20 protein-coding genes are annotated in these 21,530 nt (G+C 74.5%); 7 read left to right on the forward strand and 13 right to left on the reverse strand.

Annotated features, from left to right (window positions below; genetic code table 11):
• Window positions 1–273 precede the first annotated feature (273 nt).
• The 7 genes from fabF to TK50_RS22755 all read right to left on the reverse strand — a co-directional run bounded on the left by fabF (window position 274) and on the right by TK50_RS22755 (window position 7,330).
• Window positions 274–1,500 (reverse strand): beta-ketoacyl-ACP synthase II, encoded by a 1,227-nt coding sequence (fabF, locus tag TK50_RS22725; protein WP_043966965.1) that lies wholly within the window; start codon window positions 1,498–1,500, stop codon window positions 274–276.
• A 1-nt stretch (window position 1,501) separates the two neighbouring features.
• Window positions 1,502–1,741, reverse strand: a complete 240-nt coding sequence (locus tag TK50_RS22730) for an acyl carrier protein (protein ID WP_007072348.1) — start codon at window positions 1,739–1,741, stop codon at window positions 1,502–1,504.
• An 86-nt stretch (window positions 1,742–1,827) separates the two neighbouring features.
• Entirely contained in the window at window positions 1,828–2,772 is a 945-nt protein-coding gene (locus TK50_RS22735; protein WP_043966966.1) for a beta-ketoacyl-ACP synthase III, read from the reverse strand.
• Complete coding sequence (locus TK50_RS22740; protein WP_043966967.1) at window positions 2,769–3,935, reverse strand: acyltransferase domain-containing protein; 1,167 nt, start codon at window positions 3,933–3,935, stop codon at window positions 2,769–2,771. Before TK50_RS22740 ends, TK50_RS22735 begins: the two co-directional genes overlap by 4 nt.
• A 101-nt stretch (window positions 3,936–4,036) precedes the next feature.
• Window positions 4,037–5,272, reverse strand: a complete 1,236-nt coding sequence (locus TK50_RS22745; RefSeq protein ID WP_043966968.1) for a PucR family transcriptional regulator — start codon at window positions 5,270–5,272, stop codon at window positions 4,037–4,039.
• A gap of 64 nt (window positions 5,273–5,336) precedes the next feature.
• Window positions 5,337–6,014: a response regulator gene (locus TK50_RS22750; protein ID WP_043969265.1), complete on the reverse strand. Its 678-nt coding sequence runs from the start codon at window positions 6,012–6,014 to the stop codon at window positions 5,337–5,339.
• Window positions 6,015–6,103: 89 nt separating this feature from the next.
• A complete protein-coding gene (locus TK50_RS22755) occupies window positions 6,104–7,330 on the reverse strand; it encodes a sensor histidine kinase (RefSeq protein WP_043966969.1) in 1,227 nt (408 codons plus the stop codon).
• Between the two features lie 180 nt (window positions 7,331–7,510).
• On the opposite strand from TK50_RS22755, the gene TK50_RS22760 reads away from it, so the two are divergent.
• Together TK50_RS22760 and TK50_RS22765 are read left to right on the forward strand one after the other, a co-directional pair.
• Complete coding sequence (locus TK50_RS22760) at window positions 7,511–8,050, forward strand: hypothetical protein (protein ID WP_043966970.1); 540 nt, start codon at window positions 7,511–7,513, stop codon at window positions 8,048–8,050.
• A gap of 105 nt (window positions 8,051–8,155) precedes the next feature.
• Window positions 8,156–8,506, forward strand: coding sequence for a hypothetical protein (locus tag TK50_RS22765; protein ID WP_043966972.1), 351 nt, complete (start codon window positions 8,156–8,158; stop codon window positions 8,504–8,506).
• Between the two features lie 83 nt (window positions 8,507–8,589).
• On the opposite strand, the gene TK50_RS22770 is transcribed toward TK50_RS22765, so the two are convergent.
• The gene (locus TK50_RS22770; protein ID WP_043966973.1) at window positions 8,590–9,345 is read right to left on the reverse strand and encodes a hypothetical protein; all 756 of its coding nucleotides are present in this window, start codon (window positions 9,343–9,345) and stop codon (window positions 8,590–8,592) included.
• Between the two features lie 248 nt (window positions 9,346–9,593).
• Here TK50_RS22770 and TK50_RS22775 point away from each other — a divergent pair, with 248 nt between their 5' ends.
• On the forward strand, window positions 9,594–10,208 hold the full coding sequence (locus TK50_RS22775) for a copper resistance CopC family protein (protein WP_229405155.1): 615 nt from the start codon (window positions 9,594–9,596) through the stop codon (window positions 10,206–10,208).
• 90 nt (window positions 10,209–10,298) lie between these two features.
• Here TK50_RS22775 and gltX read toward each other — a convergent pair whose 3' ends face one another.
• Genes gltX through TK50_RS22790 form a run of 3 tightly spaced genes read right to left on the reverse strand, consistent with a single transcriptional unit; the run spans window position 10,299 to window position 14,432 of the window.
• Window positions 10,299–11,708 carry a glutamate--tRNA ligase gene (gene gltX / locus TK50_RS22780; RefSeq protein ID WP_082106522.1) on the reverse strand — a complete coding sequence of 470 codons (1,410 nt, stop codon included), beginning with the start codon at window positions 11,706–11,708 and terminating at the stop codon, window positions 10,299–10,301.
• A gap of 59 nt (window positions 11,709–11,767) precedes the next feature.
• Window positions 11,768–13,045 (reverse strand): MFS transporter, encoded by a 1,278-nt coding sequence (locus tag TK50_RS22785; protein WP_043966975.1) that lies wholly within the window; start codon window positions 13,043–13,045, stop codon window positions 11,768–11,770.
• A 4-nt stretch (window positions 13,046–13,049) separates the two neighbouring features.
• Window positions 13,050–14,432: a GH1 family beta-glucosidase gene (locus TK50_RS22790; protein WP_043966976.1), complete on the reverse strand. Its 1,383-nt coding sequence runs from the start codon at window positions 14,430–14,432 to the stop codon at window positions 13,050–13,052.
• Between the two features lie 252 nt (window positions 14,433–14,684).
• Between TK50_RS22790 and TK50_RS22795 the strand changes: the two genes are divergently transcribed.
• Entirely contained in the window at window positions 14,685–15,131 is a 447-nt protein-coding gene (locus TK50_RS22795; RefSeq protein WP_043966977.1) for an SRPBCC family protein, read from the forward strand.
• 314 nt (window positions 15,132–15,445) lie between these two features.
• On the opposite strand, the gene aceE is transcribed toward TK50_RS22795, so the two are convergent.
• Window positions 15,446–18,190: a pyruvate dehydrogenase (acetyl-transferring), homodimeric type gene (aceE, locus tag TK50_RS22800; protein WP_043966978.1), complete on the reverse strand. Its 2,745-nt coding sequence runs from the start codon at window positions 18,188–18,190 to the stop codon at window positions 15,446–15,448.
• 157 nt (window positions 18,191–18,347) lie between these two features.
• On the opposite strand from aceE, the gene TK50_RS34530 reads away from it, so the two are divergent.
• Both TK50_RS34530 and TK50_RS22805 read left to right on the forward strand, forming a co-directional pair.
• A complete protein-coding gene (locus TK50_RS34530; RefSeq protein ID WP_199486231.1) occupies window positions 18,348–18,668 on the forward strand; it encodes a hypothetical protein in 321 nt (106 codons plus the stop codon).
• Window positions 18,665–19,063: a YjbQ family protein gene (locus tag TK50_RS22805; protein WP_043969267.1), complete on the forward strand. Its 399-nt coding sequence runs from the start codon at window positions 18,665–18,667 to the stop codon at window positions 19,061–19,063. The genes TK50_RS34530 and TK50_RS22805 overlap by 4 nt, the downstream gene beginning before the upstream one ends.
• 66 nt (window positions 19,064–19,129) lie before the next feature.
• Here TK50_RS22805 and TK50_RS22810 read toward each other — a convergent pair whose 3' ends face one another.
• Window positions 19,130–20,782: an alkaline phosphatase D family protein gene (locus tag TK50_RS22810; RefSeq protein WP_043966980.1), complete on the reverse strand. Its 1,653-nt coding sequence runs from the start codon at window positions 20,780–20,782 to the stop codon at window positions 19,130–19,132.
• Between the two features lie 223 nt (window positions 20,783–21,005).
• Between TK50_RS22810 and TK50_RS22815 the strand changes: the two genes are divergently transcribed.
• The gene (locus tag TK50_RS22815) at window positions 21,006–21,488 is read left to right on the forward strand and encodes a MarR family winged helix-turn-helix transcriptional regulator (protein WP_043966981.1); all 483 of its coding nucleotides are present in this window, start codon (window positions 21,006–21,008) and stop codon (window positions 21,486–21,488) included.
• Window positions 21,489–21,530: the final 42 nt, after the last annotated feature.

Genomic DNA, 21,530 nt, shown 5'->3' on the forward strand with positions numbered 1-21,530 from the left:
TGGGCGCCGGTGTGGTGCGAGCGTGGTGCGGGCGTGGGCGCGGGTGCCCAGCCGGATCCGGGAGGTCACCGTGGCGGCCATGATCGACTTCATGTCGGCGACATGGCGGTGTCACGGTGGCTCGGATGCCGCCATGTCGCCGACATGAAGTCGATCTTGCCACCTCGAAACGCTGCGGGCCGCCGCCAGGCCCGCCACGTCAAGACGGGTGCGGGCGTTAAGAAGGGCCCCCTGCTATGCGGAACGCGTTGACAGGGGGCCCTTCCTTGCGCCTCAGGGGCGGGTGAAGACCAGTGCCACGTTGTGGCCGCCGAAGCCGAACGCGTTGTTCAGCGCGGCGGGGATCTCCAGGTGCCGTGCCTTGTGCGCGGCCACGTCCATGTCCAGCCCGGCGTCCGGGTCGTCCAGGTTGATCGTCGGCGGCACGACGCCGTCGCGGATCGACAGGATGGTGGCGATGGACTCCAGCGCGCCGGCCGCGCCGAGCAGGTGACCGGTCATCGACTTGGTGGCGGTGAGCACCGGGTGGTCGCCGAGCGCGGCGCGCAGCGCGCCGATCTCCAGCATGTCGCCGACCGGCGTCGAGGTGGCGTGCGCGTTGACGTGCACGATGTCCTCACGGGCGATGTCGGCGTCCGCGATGGCCTTCTTGATCGCGCGGATCGCGCCCTCGCCCTCCGCGTGCGGCTGCACGATGTCGTACGCGTCGGAGGTGATCCCCGCGCCGGCCAGCCGCGCGTACACCCGGGCGCCCCGGGCGGCGGCGTGCTCGGCGCGTTCCAGGACCAGCACGCCCGCGCCCTCGCCGAGGACGAAGCCGTCGCGGCCGGTGTCCCACGGGCGGGAGGCCCGCTCGGGCTCGTCGTTGCGGGTGGACATGGCCCGCATCGAGGCGAACCCGGCGATCGGCAGCGCGTGGATGACCGCCTCGGTGCCGCCGGCCACCACCACGTCGGCCCGGCCGGAGCGGATGATGTCCAGCCCGAGGGCGATGGCCTCCGCGCCGGTGGCGCAGGCGCTCGCCACCGTGTGCACGCCGGCCTTCGCGCCCAGCTCCAGCCCCACCCAGGCGGCGGGGCCGTTCGGCATCAGCATCGGGATGGTGTGCGGGGACACCCGGCGGGGGCCGGACGCCTCCAGGATGTCGTCCTGGGCGAGCAGGGTGGTGGCCCCGCCGATGCCGGAGCCGACGCTGACGGCCAGCCGCTCCCCATCCAGCCCGGAGTCGGCGAGGCCCGCGTCCGCCCACGCCTGCCGGGCGGCGATGATCGCGATGGCCTCGGAGCGGTCGAGCCGGCGCATCTTCACCCTGTCCAGCACCTCGGACGGGTCGACGGCGAGCTGCGCGGCGATGCGCACCGGGAGCTGCGCCGCCCACTCCTGGGTGAGCGGACCCACCCCGGAGCGGCCGGCGAGCATGGCGTCCCAGGTCGACGCGACGTCCCCGCCCAACGGGGTGGTCGCGCCGAGCCCTGTGACGACGACGTCGGAACGACTCATGTCAGGACTGCGCCTCGATGTAGCTGACGGCGTCGCCCACGGTCTTCAGGTTCTGCACCTCGTTGTCGGGGATCTTGACGCCGAACTTCTCCTCGGCGGCGACCACGACCTCCACCATCGAGAGCGAGTCGACGTCGAGGTCGTCGGTGAAGGACTTGCCCTCGGCCACGTCGTCCGGGTTCACCCCGGCAACCTCTTCGAGGATCTCGGCGAGGCCGGCGGTGATCTCGTCACGGGTCATGGTTGGTGCGTTCCTCTCCTGGGTGTGGAATCGCCGGCGGCGCGCGCCGCGCGGCGTGCGAACGGCCCCGCTGGGGGCCGGACGTCTCAGGGGCAGCGGACGACCTGACCGGCGTAGGTCAGGCCGCCGCCGAAGCCGAAGAGCAGCACCGGGGCGCCCGAGGGCACCTCCCGCCGCTCGATGAGCTTGGACAGGGCCAGCGGCACGCTCGCCGCCGAGGTGTTGCCGGACTCGACGATGTCCTTCGCGATGATCGCGTCGGGAATGCCGAGCCGCTTGGCGATGCCGTCGATGATCCGGGAGTTGGCCTGGTGCGGCACGAACGCGGCCAGCTCGGACGGGGCGACCCCGGCCCGCTCGCAGGCCTGCAGGGCCAGCGGGGCCAGCGCCGTGGTGGCCCAGCGGAAGACCGTCTGGCCCTCCTGCTTCACGTACGGCCGCCAGCCCTCGATGCGTACGGCGTCGCTCTTGTCCGGCACCGAGCCCCAGACGACCGGGCCGACCCCGGCCGGCTCGCCCTCGGCGGTGGCGGTGACCACCGCGGCACCGGCGCCGTCGCCGAAGATGATGCAGGTGGAGCGGTCGGTCCAGTCGGTGAAGTCGGAGAGCTTCTCCGCGCCGATGACGATCGCGTTGCGCGACGCCCCGGCCCGGATCGCGTGGTCGACGGTGCCCAGCGCGTACGCGAAGCCCGAGCACGCGGTGTTGATGTCGTACGCGCCGGGCGCGGTGATGCCGAGCTTGGCGGCGACCCGGCAGGCGACGTTCGGGCTGCGGTCGATGGAGGTGCAGGTGGCGACGACGACGAGGTCGATGTCGGCGGCGGTGAGGCCGGAGTTGGCCAGCGCCTTTCCGGCGGCGGCCGCCGCCATGTCGGACACCGTCTCGTCGCCGGCGATGCGGCGGCTGGCGATGCCGACGCGGTCCCTGATCCACTCGTCGTTGGTCTCGACGAACTGCGCGATGTCGTCGTTGGTGACGATCCGGGAGGGCTGGTAGTGCCCCAGGGCGAGAATCCGGCTACCTGTCATGAGTGACCCCCGATCCGGGCGAGCGGTTGACCCGGGGCGACCGGGGCGTCGTGGTGGGCGAGCCACTCGGTGAGCGGGCCGCCGTCGTGCGCGGTCACCTCGACCGGGCCCCGCCCGGTGACGACGTGGCCGATGACCTGGCCGATCTTCAGCGCCTGGCCCTCGGTCAGGCCCTGGGCGGGCTGGAAGACGCCCGGCGCGGGGGCCGTCACGACCCGGAACCGGGCGGTCGGCGCGGGGCGGGCGGCCGAGCCGTGCCGGGCGATCAGGTCGCGGGCGGCGGGCAGGTCGTCCGGCGTCTTCAGGGTGACGATCTCGGGCAGCGAGTCGGCGAGCTCCCGCTTGATCAGGCCGGCGAGGGTGCCGGCCGGCGGCAGCTCGACCACCCCGGTCACGCCGAGGTCGGCCAGGGTGCGCATGCACAGGTCCCACCGCACCGGCGAGGTGACCTGGCGGACCAGCCGCTGCACCAGCTCCCGGCCGTGGTGGACGGCCGTGCCGTCGAGGTTGGACAGCAGGATCCGGGCCGGGCGGGCCGGGGTGATCCCGGCGGCCACGCCGGCCAGGGCGGCCTCGGCGGGGGCCATGTAGGGGGTGTGGAACGCGCCGGCCACCTTCAGCCGGACGACCCGGGCCTTCGTGGGCGGCTCGGCGACGAGAGCGTCGATGCCGGTGGTCGACCCGGCGGCCACGATCTGGCCGGCGCCGTTGCGGTTGGCCGCGTGCAGCCCGTGCCTGTCGAGGGCGGCGAGCACCTCGTCGGTGTCGCCGCCGAGCACGGCGGCCATGCCGGTCGGCTCGATCGCGCAGGCGGCGGCCATCTCCCGGCCGCGCACCCCGGCGAGGGTGATCGCGGTCTCGGCCGGCAGGACCCCGGCCAGCGCCGCCGCGCCCAGCTCGCCGACGCTGTGCCCGGCCGTGAGGGTGACGTCGTGCATCGGCAGGTGCTCGGCGGCGAGCAGGGCCGCGGCGACCAGCAGCGGCTGGGTCCGGGCGGTGTCCTGGATCTCCTCCGCGCCGGCCGTGGTGCCCAGGTGGACCAGGTCGACGCCGGCCAGCGCCGACCACCAGCGCAGCCGTGCCTCGGCGCCGGTCAGGTCGAGCCACGGTGTCAGGAAGCCGGGTTTCTGGGAACCCTGTCCCGGTGAGAGTACGGCGAGCACGCCTATGACTCTTCCGGATACTCGCCAGTCACGGTGTTACCGGCCGCAACCAAACCGCACTAGAACCTTTGGAGGAACCCTACAGAAATAGGTGACCGTGATCATCTCTTTGCGGAGGTTTGCCGGTTTGGTGGCGTTATGGGCGGAGGTGTCACGACGGGCACCACCGGGTCGAGCCGCCCCACGGTCAGCGCCACCTGCAACGCGAACGCGTCCCGGGGGGTCAGCGGCGACAGCCCCGTCACGTCGGCGATCCGCCGCAGCCGGTAGCGCACCGTGTTGGGGTGCACGAACAGCGCCCGCGCCGCGCTCTCCAGCGTGCCGCCGGCCGCGAAGAAGGCGTCCAGGGTCTCCAGCAACTCGCCGCCCGCCCGGGCCAGCGTCGCGTACACGTCGTGGCGCAGCCGGCGGCGGGCCTCGGCGTCCCCGGCGAGGGCCCGCTCGGGCAGCAGGTCACCGGCCGGCACCGGGCGCGGCGCGGTCGGCCAGGCGGGAGCCGCCCGGTAGCCGGCGAGCGCGGCCCGGGCCGAGTCGGTCGCCTCGTCGAGGCTCGGCACCGCCGGCCCGACCACCACCGGCCCCTCCCCGAACGCGGGCAGCAGCTTCCCCGTCGCCGCCATCGGGTCGGCCGCGCCGCCGAGCACGATCACCAGCCGGTCGCCGTGCACCCCGCCGATCACCTCGACGCCGACGCGCCGGGCCAGCCGGTGGACGGTGTGCAGCACGGCGGCCACCTCGCCGCCCGGGGACCGGCCCACCGCCACCGCCACCGGCGGCGCGTCCGACCAGCCCAGCGCCGCGCCCCGGCTGGCCAGCACGTCCGGGGAGTCACCGCGCAGCAGCGCGTCGACCAGCAGGGCCTGCAGCCGGGCGTCCCAGGAGCCGCGCGACTCGGCGGCCCGCGCGTAGACCCGGGCGGCGGCGAAGGCGATCTCGCGGGAGAAGCGCAGCACCGCCTCCCGCAGCTGCTGCTCCTCGCCCTCGGCGGCGAGGGTGCCCACCTGCTCCTCGACCACGTCGATCGTCACCTTGATCAACGCCACGGTCTGCTGGAGGCTGATCGAGCGGGCCAGGGCCAGCGGGGCGGTGGCGAAGACCTCGTCGGAGACCTCCTGGGTGCTGTCCGCCGTGCCGCCGCCGTCGCGCAGCCACTGCACCAGCGACCGCGCGCCGGCCTGGGCCACCAGCATCACCCAGGACCGCTGGTCGGCCGGCAGCGCCCGGAACCAGGGCAGCGTCTCGTCCATCCGGGCCACGCTGGCGGTGGCCAGGGCCCCCGCCGCCCGCTCGATGCGGCGCAGCGTGGCCGACAGCTCGATCCCGCCCGGCTCGCTCACCCCACCAGCCTTGCAGAGAAGGTGGGGCCCCCTGTCGACGCCCCCGCGGAGAGGGGCACCCCGCTCACCCCGCACCGCCCGACGGCGGCAGCGGGGGCGGCGCGGGCAGGGACAGCTCCTGGGCCACGATCGCGGCCTGCACGCGGCTGCGCAGGTCGAGCTTCGCCAGCACCCGGCTGACGTGGGTCTTCGCGGTGCTCTCCGCCATCGCCAGCCGGTCGGCGAGCTGCTGGTTGGACAGGCCCAGCCCGAGACAGGCCAGCACGTCGCGTTCCCGCGCGGTGAGCGTGGCGACCGCGGCCCGCGTGGCGGCGGGCGCCCCCGGCGCGGTGGCGGCGAACGCGCTGATCAGCCGCCGGGTCACCGCCGGGGCGATGATCCCCTCGCCCCGGGCCACCGTGCGCACGGCGGCGACCAGGGCGGCGGCGTCGGTGTCCTTGAGCAGGAAGCCGGCCGCCCCGGCGCGCAGCGCGCCGAAGACGTACTCGTCGAGGTCGAAGGTGGTCAGCACGAGCACGTCGGCGAGCCGGCCGGCGACGATCTCCCGGGTGGCCGAGATGCCGTCGAGCCGGGGCATCCGGACGTCCAGCACGGCGACGTCCGGGCGCAGTTCGGCGCAGAGCCGCACCGCCGCCTCGCCGTCGGCGGCCTCGCCGACCACCTCGACGCCGGGCGCGGCGGCCAGGATCAGCGCCAGTCCGGCCCGCACTGCCGGCTGGTCGTCGGCGAGCACCACCCGCACCGGCCCCGCCGCGTCGCCCCGCCCGTCGGCACCCACCGGCCCCGCCGGGTCCGTCCCGTCCGCGGCCCGCCCGGGGGCGGCCCGGCCGGTCACGCCGGCTCCCCGGTGGGCAGCCGCGCCCGGACCCGCCACCGCCCGTCCGCCGGGCCCGCCGTGAAGCCGCCGCCCAGCAGCACCGCGCGCTCGCGCATCCCGACCAGCCCGGCGCCCGCGCCGGGCGCCGCCGCGCCGCCCGCCCGCAGCGGGTTCGCCACGGTCACCACCACCTCCGTCGGCCCGTACGTCACGACCAGCTCCGCCTCGCCCGCGCCGTGCTTGAGCGCGTTGGTCAGCGACTCCTGCACGATCCGGTACGCCGCCAGGTCCACCCCCACCGGCAGCGGACGCGCCCCGCCGGTCACCTCGGTCCGCACGGCCAGCCCGGCGGCGCGCATCCGGCCCACGAGGCGGTCCAGCTCGGCGAGGCGTACCCGGGTCGCCTCCTCGGCCGGATCCACGGCGTCGCCCGGCGCGGGCCCGACGCCCGCCGTGGGCTCCCGCAGCAGCCCGATGAGCTGCCGCATCTCCGCCAGGCCCTGCACGCTGTTCTCCCGGATGACCCGCAGCGACGAGGCCACCTGCTCCCGGTCCAGCCCGGGGACGGAGAGCGCGGCGGTGGCGTGGATGGCCACCGCGCCGAGGTGGTTGGCGACCACGTCGTGCAGCTCCCGGGCCATCCGGGAGCGCTCGGCGCGGACCGCCTCGCGCCGGTCCAACTCGGCCAGCCGGGCGGTCTGCTCGGCCCGGGCCCGTTCCTCGGCGGCCCGCGCCCGCTCGGCCGCCGCCTGGTCCCGGTACTGCCGCACGCTGATCCCGGTCAGCACCGGCACGACGCCGACCAGCACCACCGGCACGCCCAGCGCGACCCCGCGCCAGTGGCCGAACACCAGCACCCCGCCGACGGCGGCGAGCAGGCTCAGCGCCACGCTGCCCCGCAGCAGCCAGCGCCACAGCCGGGGCGGGCCGTACACGCAGGAGTCGTAGAGCACCTGGGTGTAGATCAGCGCGGTGCCGAGGGTGGTGCCGAGCGCGACGTCGACGCCGAGCGCCGCCGTGCCGAGGGCCAGCCCCGTCCGGGTGGCCACCCGCCGCAGGGCCACCGCCGCCGACACGGCCACCAGCGACGGCAGGAAGGCCGCCGTGGGCACGCCGGGCCGCGGGGTGATCGCCAGGTGCGTGCCGAGGCCGAGCAGCGCCAGCCCGCCCGCGAGGGCCACGCCGGCCAGCGCCACGTCCCGGCCCGCGGTGCCGGGCCGGGGCCAGGGCGGCAGTCGCATTCTCCGATCCCACCACACCCGCCGCCGCGCCGGCTCCGACCAGGGCACGAGGCCGCGTCCCCCGAAGGAGGTACGCCCCGACGCGGTCCATCGTTCGGCGTACCCGGATCTCGTCGCCCGGGTCGAGGGCGGGGCGCACGGCGGGCGGCACGCTGGACCCACGGACAGGGGGAGGTCGTCGTGCTGGTCGCGGTCATCGTCGGATGCGAGATCGGGTTCTGGATGCTGCTCGTGGCGGGGCTCGTGGCCCGCTACCCGCTGCGCCGCCCCCGCCTCGGCGCAGCACTGCTGGTCTGCGTACCCCTGGTCGACCTGGTGCTGCTCGCGGCGGCCGCGCTGGACCTGCGGCGCGGGGCCACCGCGGACGCCACCCACGGCCTGGCCGCCGCCTACCTCGGGTTCTCGGTGGCCTTCGGCCACTCGCTGATCCGCTGGGCCGACCAGCGCTTCGCCCACCGGTTCGCCGGCGGCCCGCCGCCGGTCCGGCCGCCACGCTACGGCTGGGCCCGCGCCCGTCACGAGTGGCGGGAGTGGGCCAAGGGCCTGCTCGGCTGGGCCGTGGCCTGCGCGTTGCTCGTGGCGGCGATCGCCTTCGTCGGTGACGCCGAACGCACCCGGGCCCTGTGGGACTTCGCCCGCACCCTCACCGTCGCCCTCGTGATCTGGCTCGTCGCGTTCCCGGTCTGGGAGACGATCTTCCCGCGCCGCCCCCGCCGCTGAGGTGGGGTACGCGCCGCACGGCGCGTCCGCCCGCCCCAGTACGGTGACAGGGCACGCGGGCCAGGGGCCGGCCGGCGGGCGAGGAAGAGCGTGAGGAGACCGCCGATGGCGCACGGGGAGGTCGAGCCGGGCTGCGCCCAGGGGGAGTCCTGCCGGCCGGGCCACCACGAGCCGGCGGCGAAGCATCCCCGCCGGCTCACCGGGACGACCCATCCTGCCGAGCCGACCTGCGGCCGGGCCGCGGAGCCGACCTGCGGCCGGGGCGCCGCGCCGGCCGACGAGGACGCCCCGGTGCCCCGCCAGCGCGCCGCCGAGCCGCCCGCCGACGACGAGTCCGGCCGGGCCGCTGCCTGCCGCAGCGACCTGCCCGGCTGGGCCGGCGCGCACCGGCACGGCCCGGTCCGCCCCCGGCACCGGGCCCTGCGCCGGGAGCGCCCGCCGCGCCGCTGGTGCTGAAGCCGCGCCGCCGGTGCTTGAGGCCGTGCCGCTGGTGCTGAGCGCACGGGGGCCCCGCGCCGAGCGGCACGGGGCCGGGCCCGTCAGCGGGTACGGCGGCGGATCAGCAGCGCGATCCCGGCCAGCCCGAGGGTGATCACCAGCATCACCCCGACGTTGAGCAGCAGCAGCCGCTGCAACTCGTCGAGCGCCTCGTCGATGTCGCCGGCCGGGTTCAGCGAATCGTCGGGCAGCACCCGCTCGCCGCCCCCGACGCCGCCGCTGACCGTGTCGACCTGCCGCTCCAGCGGCACCCCGACCGTCCGCAGCGTCTCGGACATGCTGAGCCGGCCGAGGAACCAGCCGGCCTTCTCCTTGCGGGCCGGGTCCGGCTGCTTTGCCGGCCGGTAGACCCGGGGGCCGCCCTTGGCCAGCGGGTAGAGGTCGTACGTCTGGGTGGCGATCTCCCCGACCAGCACCACCACCGTGTACTTCGGACCCAGGTCGGCAGGCTTCGGCCCGCTGGCCGCCCCGGTGGGGCCCAGCCAGCTCACCTGGTCGACGACCGCGACCACCTCGACGGGGTGGGCGGTGGCCCGCAGCCGCAGCGGCTCGGCCAGCCCCTCGCCGGTGATGTCCACCCCGGCCGGGAGGGTCTTCTTCGGCACCTTGCGGGCCAGCGCCGCGCTGGCGGCGGCGGCCGCGTCGGCCAGCGCCGCGCCCGTCGTCGCCGGACCCGTCGTCGCCGGACCCGTGGCCGTGCCGGCCGCCCGGACCGGCCCCGCCAGCGCCGTCGCCAGCGCCGTCGCCAGCAGCGCTCCCGCTGCCGCCCGGCTCAGCCGCCTCACCTGTCGGACCATCGCCGCCTCCTCGCCCCGTTCGATTTGGATGGCTTCGCTGCAGGTCACGCGTTGGTCGGTCGCTGGCGGTGACCATGCCCACAGGGCGGGGCGCCCACCTGAAAGACTGCGCAGAACGTCGATCGGTTGCAGCTGTTGGATCGGGAATTGGAACTATCTGCGATCTCAGCTCGACTAACCAATCGGCCGTAGATCAGCGGGCGGATAGTACCTTTACGGAGGTGTACATGGGGGGCAGGTTCCCACGCGTGGCGCGTACCTGGTTGGCCGTGCTCGGCGTGGCGCTCGGTGTGTCGCTCGTGCTCCCGGCCGCGCCGGCCGCCGCGCACAACTCACTGAGCGGCAGCAACCCGGCCAACGGCGCGCGGATCGCCACCGCGCCGGAGCTGATCGAGCTCCGGTTCCTGGCGAAACCGAACCCGGGTACGACGAAGATCACAGTCACCGGGCCGGACAATGTGGCCGCCCTCGACGGGGAGCCGACCTTCTCCGGAACGCGGGTGCGGATCCCGTTCGCGCCCGGCAAGGCCGGCCTATACATCGTCGGCTACCAGCTCGGATCCGCCGACGGCCACCCGATCAAGGGCGAGGTGCGGTTCACCCTCACCACCGGCACCCCGGCCGAGTCCCCGTCGCCGTCGGCCGCCGCGCCGGAGCCCGTCCCGCCGTCGGATGCCCCGTCCGCCGCCGCGCCGTCGTCGGCCGCCGCGACCCCGGAGGGTGCCGGCAGCGCCGTGCCGGCCGCCAGCGAGTCGACCGACGGGGGCCCGCCCGGCTGGCTCTGGGCGCTGGGTGGCGGCGTGCTGCTGGTGGCCGCCGCTGCCGGCGGGTTCGCCGTGCGCCGCCGCCGCGCCGGCACCTGACCGACCCCAGGCAGGACGCGTAGGGGCCCGCCGGTCCACCGGCGGGCCCCTACGTTCGCGTACCCGATCAGGCAGGCGTCGCGTACCCGATCAGGGCAGGCGCAGGCGGGCGGCGCGCAACCGGGCGAGGGTGCGCTCGCGGCCCAGCACCTCCAGCGACTCGAACAGCGGCAGCCCGACGGTGCGGCCGGTGACCGCCACCCGGACGGGCGCCTGGGCCTTGCCGAGCTTGAGGCCGCGCTCCGCGCCGACCGCCTCCAGCGTCGCCTTCAGCGACTCGGCGTCCCACGACGCGAGCCCCTCGTACGCGGCGACCGTCGCGTCGAGCAGCTCGGCCGCGCCCTCCTTCATCGCCTTCGCCCACGCGGCCTCCTCGATGCTCGGCGAGGCCAGGAAGAGGAAGTCGACGTTGGGCACGATCTCGCTGAGCACCGCGATGCGGGTCTGGGCCAGCGGGGCCACGGCGGCGAACGCGGCCTCGTCGAACTCCTCCGGCTGCCACGGCGGCGGGGCGATCGTGTCGGTGCCGGTCAGCCACGGCCGGCACGCGGCCACGAACTCGTCGACCGGCAGCGCCCGGATGTAGTCGCCGTTGAACGCGCGCAGCTTCTTCTCGTCGAAGAACGCGGGGGAGGGGTTGACCTCCTCCAGCCGGAACTCGTCCTCGATCACCGACCAGGGCACGATCTCCCGGTCGCCCGACGGGGCCCAGCCCAGCAGCATCAGGTAGTTGCGCATCGCGTCGGCGAGGTAGCCCTCGTCCCGGTACGCCTCCAGGGCGACCTTGTCGCGCCGCTTGGACAGCTTCTGCCGCTTCTCGTTGACCACCACGGGCACGTGCGCCCAGACCGGCGGCTTGACGCCCAGCGCGTCCCACAGCAGCTGCTGCTTCGGCGTGTTGGGCAGGTGCTCCTCGGCCCGGATCACGTGGGTGATCCCCATGGTCATGTCGTCGACCACGTTGGCCAGCAGGAACACCGGGGAGCCGTCGCCCCGGGCGATGACGAAGTCCTCGATCAGCCGGTTCTCGAACGTCGGCTCGCCCCGGATCAGGTCGACCACCACGGTCTCGCCCGTGTCCGGGGTGCGGAACCGCAGCGCGCGCCCCTCGCCGGCCGGCAGGCCCCGGTCGCGGCAGAAGCCGTCGTAGCCGGAGTACTGCGAGCCGGTGCGCGCCTGCACGGCCTCGCGGGTGCAGTCGCAGTAGTACGCCCGGCCGCCCTCGTGCAGCCGCTGCGCGGCGGCCCGGTGCTCGGCGGCGTACGACGACTGGAAGTAGGGGCCCTCGTAGCTGCCCCGGGCGATGCCGATCCAGTCCAGCGCCGACAGGATGCCCTCGGTCCACTCGGGCCTGTTGCGGGCCGCGTCGGTGTCCTCGACGCGGAGGACGAACACCCCGCCCTGCTGCCTGGCGAAGATCCAGTTCTGCAGGGCCGAGCGGGCGCCGCCGACGTGGAACATTCCGGTCGGGGAGGGGGCGAAGCGTACACGTACCGTCACGTCTCCCAGCCTACGGCCGCCGGCCAGCGGTTAACGGAGGGGCCCCTCGATCTCCACCGTCACGCCACGCCACGGATCTTGACGACGAGCGCGCTGCCGAGCAGGGTGACCGCCGCAGTGGCCGCGTACAGGGTGGGGTAGCCGCCCAGGTGCACCACGATCGGGGCGGACAGCGCCGGGCCGAGCACCTGCGGCGCGGAGTTCGCGATGTTGATCACCCCGAGGTCCTTGGCCCGGTCGGTGGCCGCCGGCAGCACCTCGGTGATCAGCGCCGCGTCCACCGACAGGTAGACGCCGTAGCCCGCGCCGAGCAGCACCGCCGCGACCATCGCCATCGGCCAGACCGGCGCGACGGCCAGCAGCAGCGCGGCCACGGCCATCACCAGCCCGGAGGTGATCACGAAGACCTTGCGCCGGCCCGAGCGGTCGGAGAGCCGGCCGGAGACCACGGCGGTGAGGATCATCCCGAGCGTGTAGAGCAGGATCAGCACCAGCAGCCCGCCCTCGGGGTCGGGATAGCGCACCCCGTCGGCGAGGAAGTACAGCAGGTACAGCGTGCCCAGCGCGTTGCCGAGCTGCACCAGGAACCGGGTGAGCCAGGCCCAGGCGAAGTCCGGGTGCCGGCGCGGGCTGATCCACATCGAGGCGAGCAGCGCGCCCACCCGCAGCGGCGGCCGGTGCGCCCGGGGCAGCGGGTCGTCGGCGGTGAGCAGCGCGAACGGCAGCGACAGCAGCAGCACGGCCAGCGCGATCGTGGCGTACCCGGCGGCGTTGCCGGTCACCACCGCCGTCACCAGCACCGCGCCGAGCACCAGGCCCAGCGACTGCGGGATGCCCACCCAGCCGGAGACGCCGCCGCGCTGCAGCACCGGCACCCGGTCGGGGATGCCGGCGGTGAGGCTGGCCAGCATCGCGTTGAAGCAGACCTGGGCGGCCACCCAGCCGACCGCGACCCCGGCGATGGTGTCCTGCCGGGCCAGCAGCACCAGGGCGAGCGCGCCGAGCACCGCGCCGCCGGCCGTCCAGACGTGCCGGCGGCCCAGCTCCCGGCCGCCCACCCGCAGGCAGGTGCGGTCCGACAGCGCCCCGGCGAGCGGGTTGGCCAGCACCGCGGCGAGCGCGCCGAGGCCGGTGACCACGGCGAACATGGCCTCCTTGTCGCCCGGGGCGATCCGCTCGATCTGCTGGGGCAGCAGCACCTGGATCGGGGTGAAGAAGGCCATCCACACCCCGAGGTTCGCCGCGAAGATCAGCGCGATCCAGCTCCGCCGCACCGGGACGGTCGGCTCGGCGAGCGCGGCGGGCAGCGACGCCGGTGTCGGGTCGACGGTGGTCACGGCGCTACTCCGCGTCGGATGTGGCGCGGCGGGAGGCGGGCGCGGCTGCGGCCGTGCCGGGCCGCGTCACGGCGTCGCGCAGCCAGGCGTACGACGACTTGGGCGTGCGCGCCCCGGTGCCGAAGTCGACGTGCACGAGGCCGAAGCGCTTGGTGAAGCCCTCCGCCCACTCCCAGTTGTCCAGCAGCGACCAGACGAAGTAGCCCGTGACGTCCACGCCGTCGTCGATCGCGGCCCGCAGGGCGCGCAGGTGGGCGTCGAGGTAGGCGATCCGGTCCGGGTCGTGGACCCGGCCCTCGGCATCGGGTACGTCGTCGTAGGCGCAGCCGTTCTCGGTGACCTGGACCGGGGGCAGCCGGTCGCCGTAGCGGTCGCGCAGGCCGGTGAGCAGCTCGCGCAGCCCGTCGGGGGCCACCGGCCAGCCGAACGCCGTGCGCGGGTACCCGGCGAGTTCCACCAGCTCGAACGGCAGCGGCGAGCCGGGCTCGGGCGCGCGTACCCCCGAGGGGTTGTAGTAGTTGACGCCGAGCACGTCGAGCGGCGCGGCGATCACGGCCAGGTCGTCGCCGCGCACGAGCCCCGGGTCGAGGTCGAGCAGGTCGGGGTAGCCGAGGCCGAGCAGCGGGTCGGTGAACAGCCGGTTGTGCAGCGCGTCGTACGCCGCGGCGGCGGCCCGGTCGGCGTCGGTGTCGCCGGCCGGGCGCACGGGCGAGTAGTTGTTGGCGATGGCGACCGGGCTGCCGGTGCGGGCGTGCAGCGCGGCGACGGCCAGCCCGTGCCCGAGGAGCTGGTGGTGGGCCGCCGGGAACGCGTCGAACAGCAGCGTCTGGCCGGGGGCGTGCTCGCCGGTGCCGTAGCCGAGGCTCATGTGGATGAACGGCTCGTTGAGGGTGATCCACAGCTTCACCCGGTCGCCGAGCCGGGCGGCGACCAGGTCGGCGTACTCGGCGAACCGGGCGGCGGTGTCGCGGTGCAGCCAGCCGCCGGCGTCCTGGAGGGGCTGCGGCAGGTCCCAGTGGTAGAGCGTGGCGACCGGGTCGATCCCGGCGGCGGCCAGGTCGTCGACGAGCCGGTCGTAGAAGTCGAGGCCGGCGGCGTTGGCGGGACCGGCGCCGCCCGGCTGGACCCGGGGCCAGGCCACCGAGAACCGGTACGCCGACACCCCGAGCCCGGCCATCAGCGCGACGTCCTCGGCGTGCCGGTGCCAGTGGTCGCAGGCGACGTCGCCGGTGCTGCCGTCGGCGATCAGCCCGGGGGTGTGCGCGAACGTGTCCCAGATGGAGGGCCCCCGGCCGGCGGCGGTCGCCCCGCCCTCGATCTGGTACGCGGAGGTGGAGACTCCCCAGCGGAATCCGGCCGGGAACTCGGGCAGCGGCTCGGTGGTCATGCGCTCTCCAGGCGGCAGGGGCCGGCGCGTCCGCGGGCGCGGGACGCGCGACGTCCCACGATGCCGGCCGGGCAGCCGGCGAACGTGAAACGTGTTCGGACTCTAGGCCGCGGCGGGAGTTTGCGCCATAGGCCGCCGGCGATCGGGGCGCAAGGGTTTTCGGCGTGTCTTTTCCAAAGTTGTCCGTTTGCGTCCGATTTAGCGCATAGAGTGCCGAATATCGCGGATGTCCTCAGTGGGGGAAAGAACAGAATGATCCTCGTGGAACGCAGTGCGCACGTGATGGCGCCGGTGGAAGCGGTCTGGGAAGTCGTGCAGCGGGCCGAGCAGTTGCCGGCCTGGCTGGCGGGAGTTCGCGCGGCGGAGGTCCTCTCGGGGGAGGGCTTCGGCCGGCGACAACTGGTCCAGGCCGGGCGCGGGTCGGCGCACGAGGCCGAGGTGATCGCCTTCCAGGAGCCGACCCTGATCGGCTGGCGGGAGCGCGCCAAGGGCGCCGGTGCCCGGGCCGAGGCCCGCACCGAGATCTACGTCCAGCTCACCGCAGACGAGGAGGAGGGCGGGACCATCGTGCGGCTCATCGTCGTACGCTGGCCCGCCGGCCCGGTCAAGGCCGCCCTCCTCCGGCTCGGGCTGCGGCGGGTCGGCGCCGACCTGGAGGACTCGCTGGCCCGGCTGACCGACCTGGCCGCCGTCGGCTGAGCGGGGCACGTCTCACAGCGCCATCCGCGACGGCGGTGGCCCGGCGCGTCCCCACCAGGAACGCCCCGGACCACCGCCGTCACACTGCCCACCCACCCTCTCCCCACCCCGCTCCGTCCCGCCCCCCGCCCCCCGCCCCCGCCCCGGTGATCAAGAGAAAAGTGTCAAAGTTGATCTTCCCGGTGACGCAAACCTCTTGATCACCGAGGCGAGGGCGGGGCGAGGGCGGGGCGAGGGCGGTGGGGTGGGGTGGGGGTTGGTGTGGCGAGGGGCCCGGCGCGGTTGCGCGCCGGGCCCCTCCGTCGTGCCTGTGGCTAGCTGTCGCCGCCCGTCTCGCCGACCGGGGCCGCGTTGACGTCGTCGATGGCGTACTTCTTCGCCGCCTCGGCCGGCACCTGCGCCGGCACCGCGCCGCGCAGGGCGAGCTGCCGCAGCGTCGCGACCGTCACCGACTCGGCGTCGACGTGGAAGTGCCGGCGCAGCGCGTGCCGGGTGTCGGACATGCCGAACCCGTCGGTGCCGAGCGAGGTGTAGTCGCCCGGTACCCAGCGGGCGATCAGGTCCGGTACGGCGCGCATCCAGTCGCTGACCGCGACCTTCGGCCCGTCGGCGTCGGCCAGCTTCTGCTGGATGTACGGCACCCGCTGCTCCGCGCCCGGGTGGAGCAGGTTGTGCTCCTCGCACTCCACCGCGTCGCGGCGCAGCTCCGTCCAGGAGGTCACCGACCACACGTCGGCGGCCACCCCCCAGTCCTGGGCGAGCAGCTGCTGCGCCTTGAGCGCCCACTGCATGCCCGTGCCGGAGGCCAGGATGTTGGCCCTCGGCCCGTCGCCGTCGACCTTCGGGGCGGGGGAGTAGCGGTAGATGCCCTTGAGCAGCCCCTCGACGTCCACGTCGGCCGGCTCGGCCGGCTGGTGGATCGGCTCGTTGTAGACGGTCAGGTAGTAGAAGATGTTCTCCGGCTGCTCGCCGTACATCCGGTGCAGGCCGTTCTCCATGATGTGCGCCAGCTCGAACGCGAACGCCGCGTCGTAGGCCACCACCGCCGGGTTGGTGGCGGCGAGCAGCAGCGAGTGGCCGTCCTCGTGCTGGAGGCCCTCGCCGTTGAGCGTGGTGCGGCCGGCGGTCGCGCCGAGCACGAAGCCCCGCGCCATCTGGTCGGCCGCCGCCCAGAACCCGTCGCCGGTGCGCTGGAAGCCGAACATCGAGTAGAAGATGTACAGCGGGATCATCGGCTCGCCGTGCGTGGCGTACGCGGTGCCGGCGGCGGTGAACGAGGCCACCGAGCCCGCCTCGTTGATCCCCTCGTGCAGGATCTGCCCGGTCGTCGACTCCTTGTACGACAGGAACAGCTCCCGGTCGACCGAGGTGTAGCGCTGGCCGTGCGGCGAGTAGATCTTCTGCGTCGGGAACAGCGAGTCCATGCCGAAGGTGCGGGCCTCGTCCGGGATGATCGGCACCCAGCGCTTGCCGAACTCCTTGTCCTTCATGATGTCCTTGAGCAGGCGGACGAAGGCCATCGTGGTGGCCACCTTCTGCTTGCCCGAGCCCCGCTTGACGTCGGAGAACCGCTCGCTGCCCGGGATCGCCAGCGTCCGGCCGGCGGTCCGCCGCGACGGGAGGTAGCCGCCGAGCTGCTCCCGGCGCTCCCGCAGGTAGGCGATCTCCTCGGACTTCTCGCCCGGGGTGAAGTACGGCGGGAGGTAGGGGTTCTCCTCCAGCGTCTTGTCCGAGATGTCCAGGTAGAGCCGGTCGCGGAAGAGCTTCAGGTCGTCCAGCGTCAGCTTCTTCATCTGGTGCGTGGCGTTGCGGCCCTCGAAGTGCGAGCCGAGCGTCCAGCCCTTGATCGTCTTGGCCAGGATGACCGTCGGCTGGCCGGTGTGCTCCATCGCCGCCTTGTAGGCCGCGTAGAGCTTGCGGTAGTCGTGCCCGCCCCGCTTGAGGTTCCAGATCTCGTCGTCGGTGAGCCCCTCGACCATCTTGCGGGTGCGCGCGTCGCGGCCGAAGAAGTGCTCCCGCACGTACGCCCCGGACTCCGCCTTGTAGGTCTGGTAGTCACCGTCGGGCGTGCTGTTCATCAGGTTGACCAGCGCGCCGTCGGTGTCGGCGGCGAGCAGCGGGTCCCACTCGCGGCCCCAGACCACCTTGATGACGTTCCAGCCGGCGCCCCGGAAGAACGCCTCCAGCTCCTGCATGATCTTGCCGTTGCCCCGGACCGGCCCGTCGAGCCGCTGCAGGTTGCAGTTGATCACGAAGGTGAGGTTGTCCAGCTCCTCGCGGGCGGCCACGCCGATCGCGCCGAGCGACTCGACCTCGTCCATCTCGCCGTCGCCGAGGAACGCCCACACGTGCTGCTGCGAGGTGTCCTTGATGCCCCGGTGGTGCAGGTACCGGTTGAACCGGGCCTGGTAGATCGCGTTCAGCGGGCCGAGGCCCATCGAGACGGTCGGGAACTCCCAGAAGTCCGGCATCAGCCGCGGGTGCGGGTACGACGGCAGCCCGCCGCCCGGGTGGGACAGCTCCTGGCGGAACCCGTCGAGCTGGTTCTCGCTCAGCCGCCCCTCCAGGAACGCCCGCGCGTACATGCCCGGCGAGGCGTGACCCTGGTAGAAGATGTGGTCGCCGCCGCCCGGGTGGTCCTTGCCCCGGAAGAAGTGGTTGAAGCCCACCTCGTAGAGCGACGCGGAGCTGGCGAACGTCGAGATGTGCCCGCCGACGCCGATCTCGGGGCGCTGCGCGCGGTGCACCAGCATCGCCGCGTTCCACCGGATGTACGCCCGGATCCGCCGCTCGATGTGCTCGTCACCCGGGAACCACGGCTCGCGCTCCGGCGGGATGGTGTTGATGTAGTCGGTGGTGGTCAGCGACGGCACCCCGACCTGGCGCTCCCGCGCGCGCTCCAGCAGGCGCAGCATCACGTACCGGGCGCGTTTGGTTCCGCGCTCGTCGATGACACCGTCCAGCGACTCGACCCATTCGCCGGTCTCTTCGGGGTCGATGTCCGGAAGCTGGCTCGGCAGACCGGCGGTGATCACCGGGCGCTTGCGTTCCGTGGCCACAGGCGTTCCCTCGGTTGTGTGTGGGATAGGTCTCTAGACGTTCATCCTGCCTTCTACCGACGGTTTTCGTCACGTCTGCCTCCCCCAGACGCGACGCTCAACACAGGTACCCGCCGGTAACTTATGGCTGCTTGCGGCCGTCTCCTACCGTCGACCCATGACGATGCTGCGAGCCGTGGCGAGCGCACTCGTGCTGGCCGGAGCGCTCACCCTGCTGCTGTCGGTGCTCGGCCTCGCCGGCGGCCGACTCGACACCGCCCCCGTGGGGCTGCTCGGCCTGGCCCTGCTCGCCGCGGGCCTGGTGCTGCTCAACCGCACCGGCGGCCGGAGCGCCCGCTACGGCTACGCCACCACCACCGGCGACCCCGCCGCCTCGTACGGCTCCGGCGCGTACGGCGCGGGCGCGGGCCAGCCCGGTGCCGACTTCCACGCCGGCGACGCCGGCACCGGCTGGTCCGGCGACCCGGGCCCCGGCTGACGGAAGCCCGGCCGCGACCCGGGTCCCGGCTGACCGTCCGGGACATCACCGCCGAGGCGGAACGGTTCGTCTCCGGCGCCGGCGACGGCCTGCTGCACGTCTTCGTGCCGCACGCCACCGCCGGCCTCGCCGTCATCGAGACCGGTGCCGGCTCCGACGACGACCTGCTCCGGGCGCTGGACGACCTGCTGCCCACCGACGACCGCTGGCGGCACCGGCACGGCTCGCCCGGCCACGGGCGCGACCACGTGCTGCCCGGCCTCGTCCCCCCGTACGCGACCCTGCCGGTGATCGACGGGCGGCTCGCGCTCGGCACCTGGCAGTCCATCTGCCTGGTCGACACCAACGGCGACAACCCCACCCGCAAGGTCCGCTTCTCGTTCCTGCCCGGCTGACCGCCCGCCGGCCGCTGACCGCCCGCCGGCCGCTGACCGCCCGCCGGCCCGCGTCGGCCGCCCCGGTCAGGGCCGCAGGGTCTCCGCCTCCACCGTCTGCCGGCCCAGGTCCGCCCCGGCCCCCGGGGCGGTGCGCGCGGCCGGTGCCGGCGGCCGGTCGTACGTCTGGTGCAGGCCCGGCACCCGGTCCTCGATCACGAACGTCGCCCGGGTGTACGCCGGGGCGTCCGGCCGGCTCACGTACGGCAGCACGTCGAAGTCGGCCGCCAGCTGCGCCGGGGTGATCGTCGTGCGGACGTACCCCCGGAGGTTGTTCTGGAAGCGCAGGTGCGGGTTGAACGCGAACCACGGGTGGGAGCCCGTCGGCGAGTCCGCGCCGTCGCCGGTCGACGTGACCGAGGAGCAGACCAGCTCGCTGCCGACCGTGCGCGACGTGGGGTCGGCGTAGTCGAGCTTCAGGTCGCTGGCCCAGTGGGCGTGCACGTCGCCGGTGAGCACCACCGGGTTGCGCACCCCGGCGGCCAGCCAGCCCCGGGTGATCCGGTCGCGGGAGGCCACGTACCCGTCCCAGGCGTCCATGCTGGTGACCGTGAGCGGCCCCGAGTTGTTGTCCCGCTGCGCGAAGAAGACCTGCTGGCCCAGAATGTCCCAGCGCGCGTCGGAGCGGCGGAACCCGTCGAGCAGCCACGCCTCCTGCTCCGCCCCCGTGATCGACCGGGCGGGGTCGGCCGCCGCGGCGCACTCCTTGTATCCGTCGCCGCACGCCTGGTCGTCGCGGTACTGCCGGGTGTCGAGCATGTGGAACGTGGCCAGTCGGCCCCAGCGCACCCGCCGGTACAACTGCATGTCGATGCCGCGCGGCAGCGAGGTGCGCCGCAGCGGCATGTTCTCGTAGTACGCCTGGAACGCCGCCGCCCGCCGGGCGAGGAAGTCCGGGTCCGGGGCCTCCGGCACCTCGTCGGCCCAGTTGTTCTCCACCTCGTGGTCGTCGAAGACCACCACCCAGGGGGCCACCGCGTGCGCCGCCTGGAGATCCGCGTCGGTCTTGTACTGGGCGTGCCGCTGCCGGTAGTTCGCCAGCGTCCGGGTCTCCGGGCCCTCGTGGTCGCGCGGGTTCCCGCCCGGCACCGTGTACGTGCCCTTCTCGTACTCGTACTGGTAGTCGCCCAGGTGCAAAATCAGCTCCGGCTCGGTCTCGGCCAGCCGCCGGTACGCGGTGAAGTACCCGTGCTCGTACTGCGAGCAGGAGACGAAGCCCATGGCCAGGGCCGACGGCAGGGTTCCCGGCGCCGGCGCGGTGCGGGTGCGCCCGACCGGGGACGCGTACCCCTCGGCCCGGAACCGGTAGAAGTACTCCCGGCCCGGCAGCAGCCCGCCCAGCTCCACGTGCACGCTGTGCGCCGCCTCGGGTCGGGCCTGCGCCACCCCGCGCCGCACCACGTGCCGCAGCCCCTCGTCGGCGGCGACCTCCCAGGTCACCGCCACCGGCCGCGCCGGCATGCCGCCCAGGCCGTCCTCCGCGAGGGGCTGCGGGGCCAGCCGCGTCCACAGCACGAAACCCTCGTGGTCCGGGTCGCCGGAGGCCACCCCGAGGGTGAACGGGTCCTGCCGCAGCGGGCGGGCCGCCGCCGCGCCGGCCGCCACGGGCAGCCCGGCCACCGCGCCGGCCGCGCCGACCGCCGCGCCGGAGAGCAGGATCGTACGTCGGGACAGTGTCACGGTTTCCTCCCCAGAGTCCGTGTTGTTCGACTCCGGGGAGCGTTGCGCCCGCCGATGGCCGTCAGGTGAAAGGAAGGGCCCCTTGCCATCGCCTTTTGTCGAACAAGGGACCCCTGCAAACACCCGCCGGGCGGCCGGGCGGCCGGGCGGCTAGGCGGGTGGTCGGTCGGGCGGCCAAACTGATGGAGGTGTTCAACAGTTGCGCTGGGCGTACGATTGCGGCATGGCGCAGCGCATCCCCACCGAGGCGGGGCCTTCCGCGGGTGGCCGCGCCGACCTGGCCGGTGCCGCCGTACGCCGGATCATGCACGTGGCCTCGGCCATCCGGCACCGGCAGGAGGCCGGGGTGGCCGGGCTGGGCCTGACCCCGGCCGTCGCCCGGGCGCTGCACGTGCTGGACCCGGACCGCCCGCTGCCGGCCCGCACCCTGGCCGACCAGTTGCGCTGCGACCGTTCCAACGTCACCACCCTGGTCGACAAGCTGGAGCAGGCGGGCCTCGTGGAGCGCCGGGCCGACCCGACCGACCGGCGGCAGAAGACCCTCGTGGTCACCGAGGCGGGCCGGCGGATGCGCGACCGCGTCGAGCGGGTGATGTCGGACTCCCGACTCCTCGCCGGGCTCACCGACGCCGAGCTGGCCACCCTGCACGAGCTGATGTGGAAGGTCGCCGACGGCGACTGCCCAGGGGAGCGCGCCTCGCGGTGACGCGCCGCCGGGCCCGGCGGCGACGGTGACCCGCCCCGGACG

The sequence above is a fragment of the Micromonospora haikouensis genome, from assembly GCF_000876225.1.
Classification (GTDB): Bacteria; Actinomycetota; Actinomycetes; order Mycobacteriales; family Micromonosporaceae; genus Micromonospora; species Micromonospora haikouensis.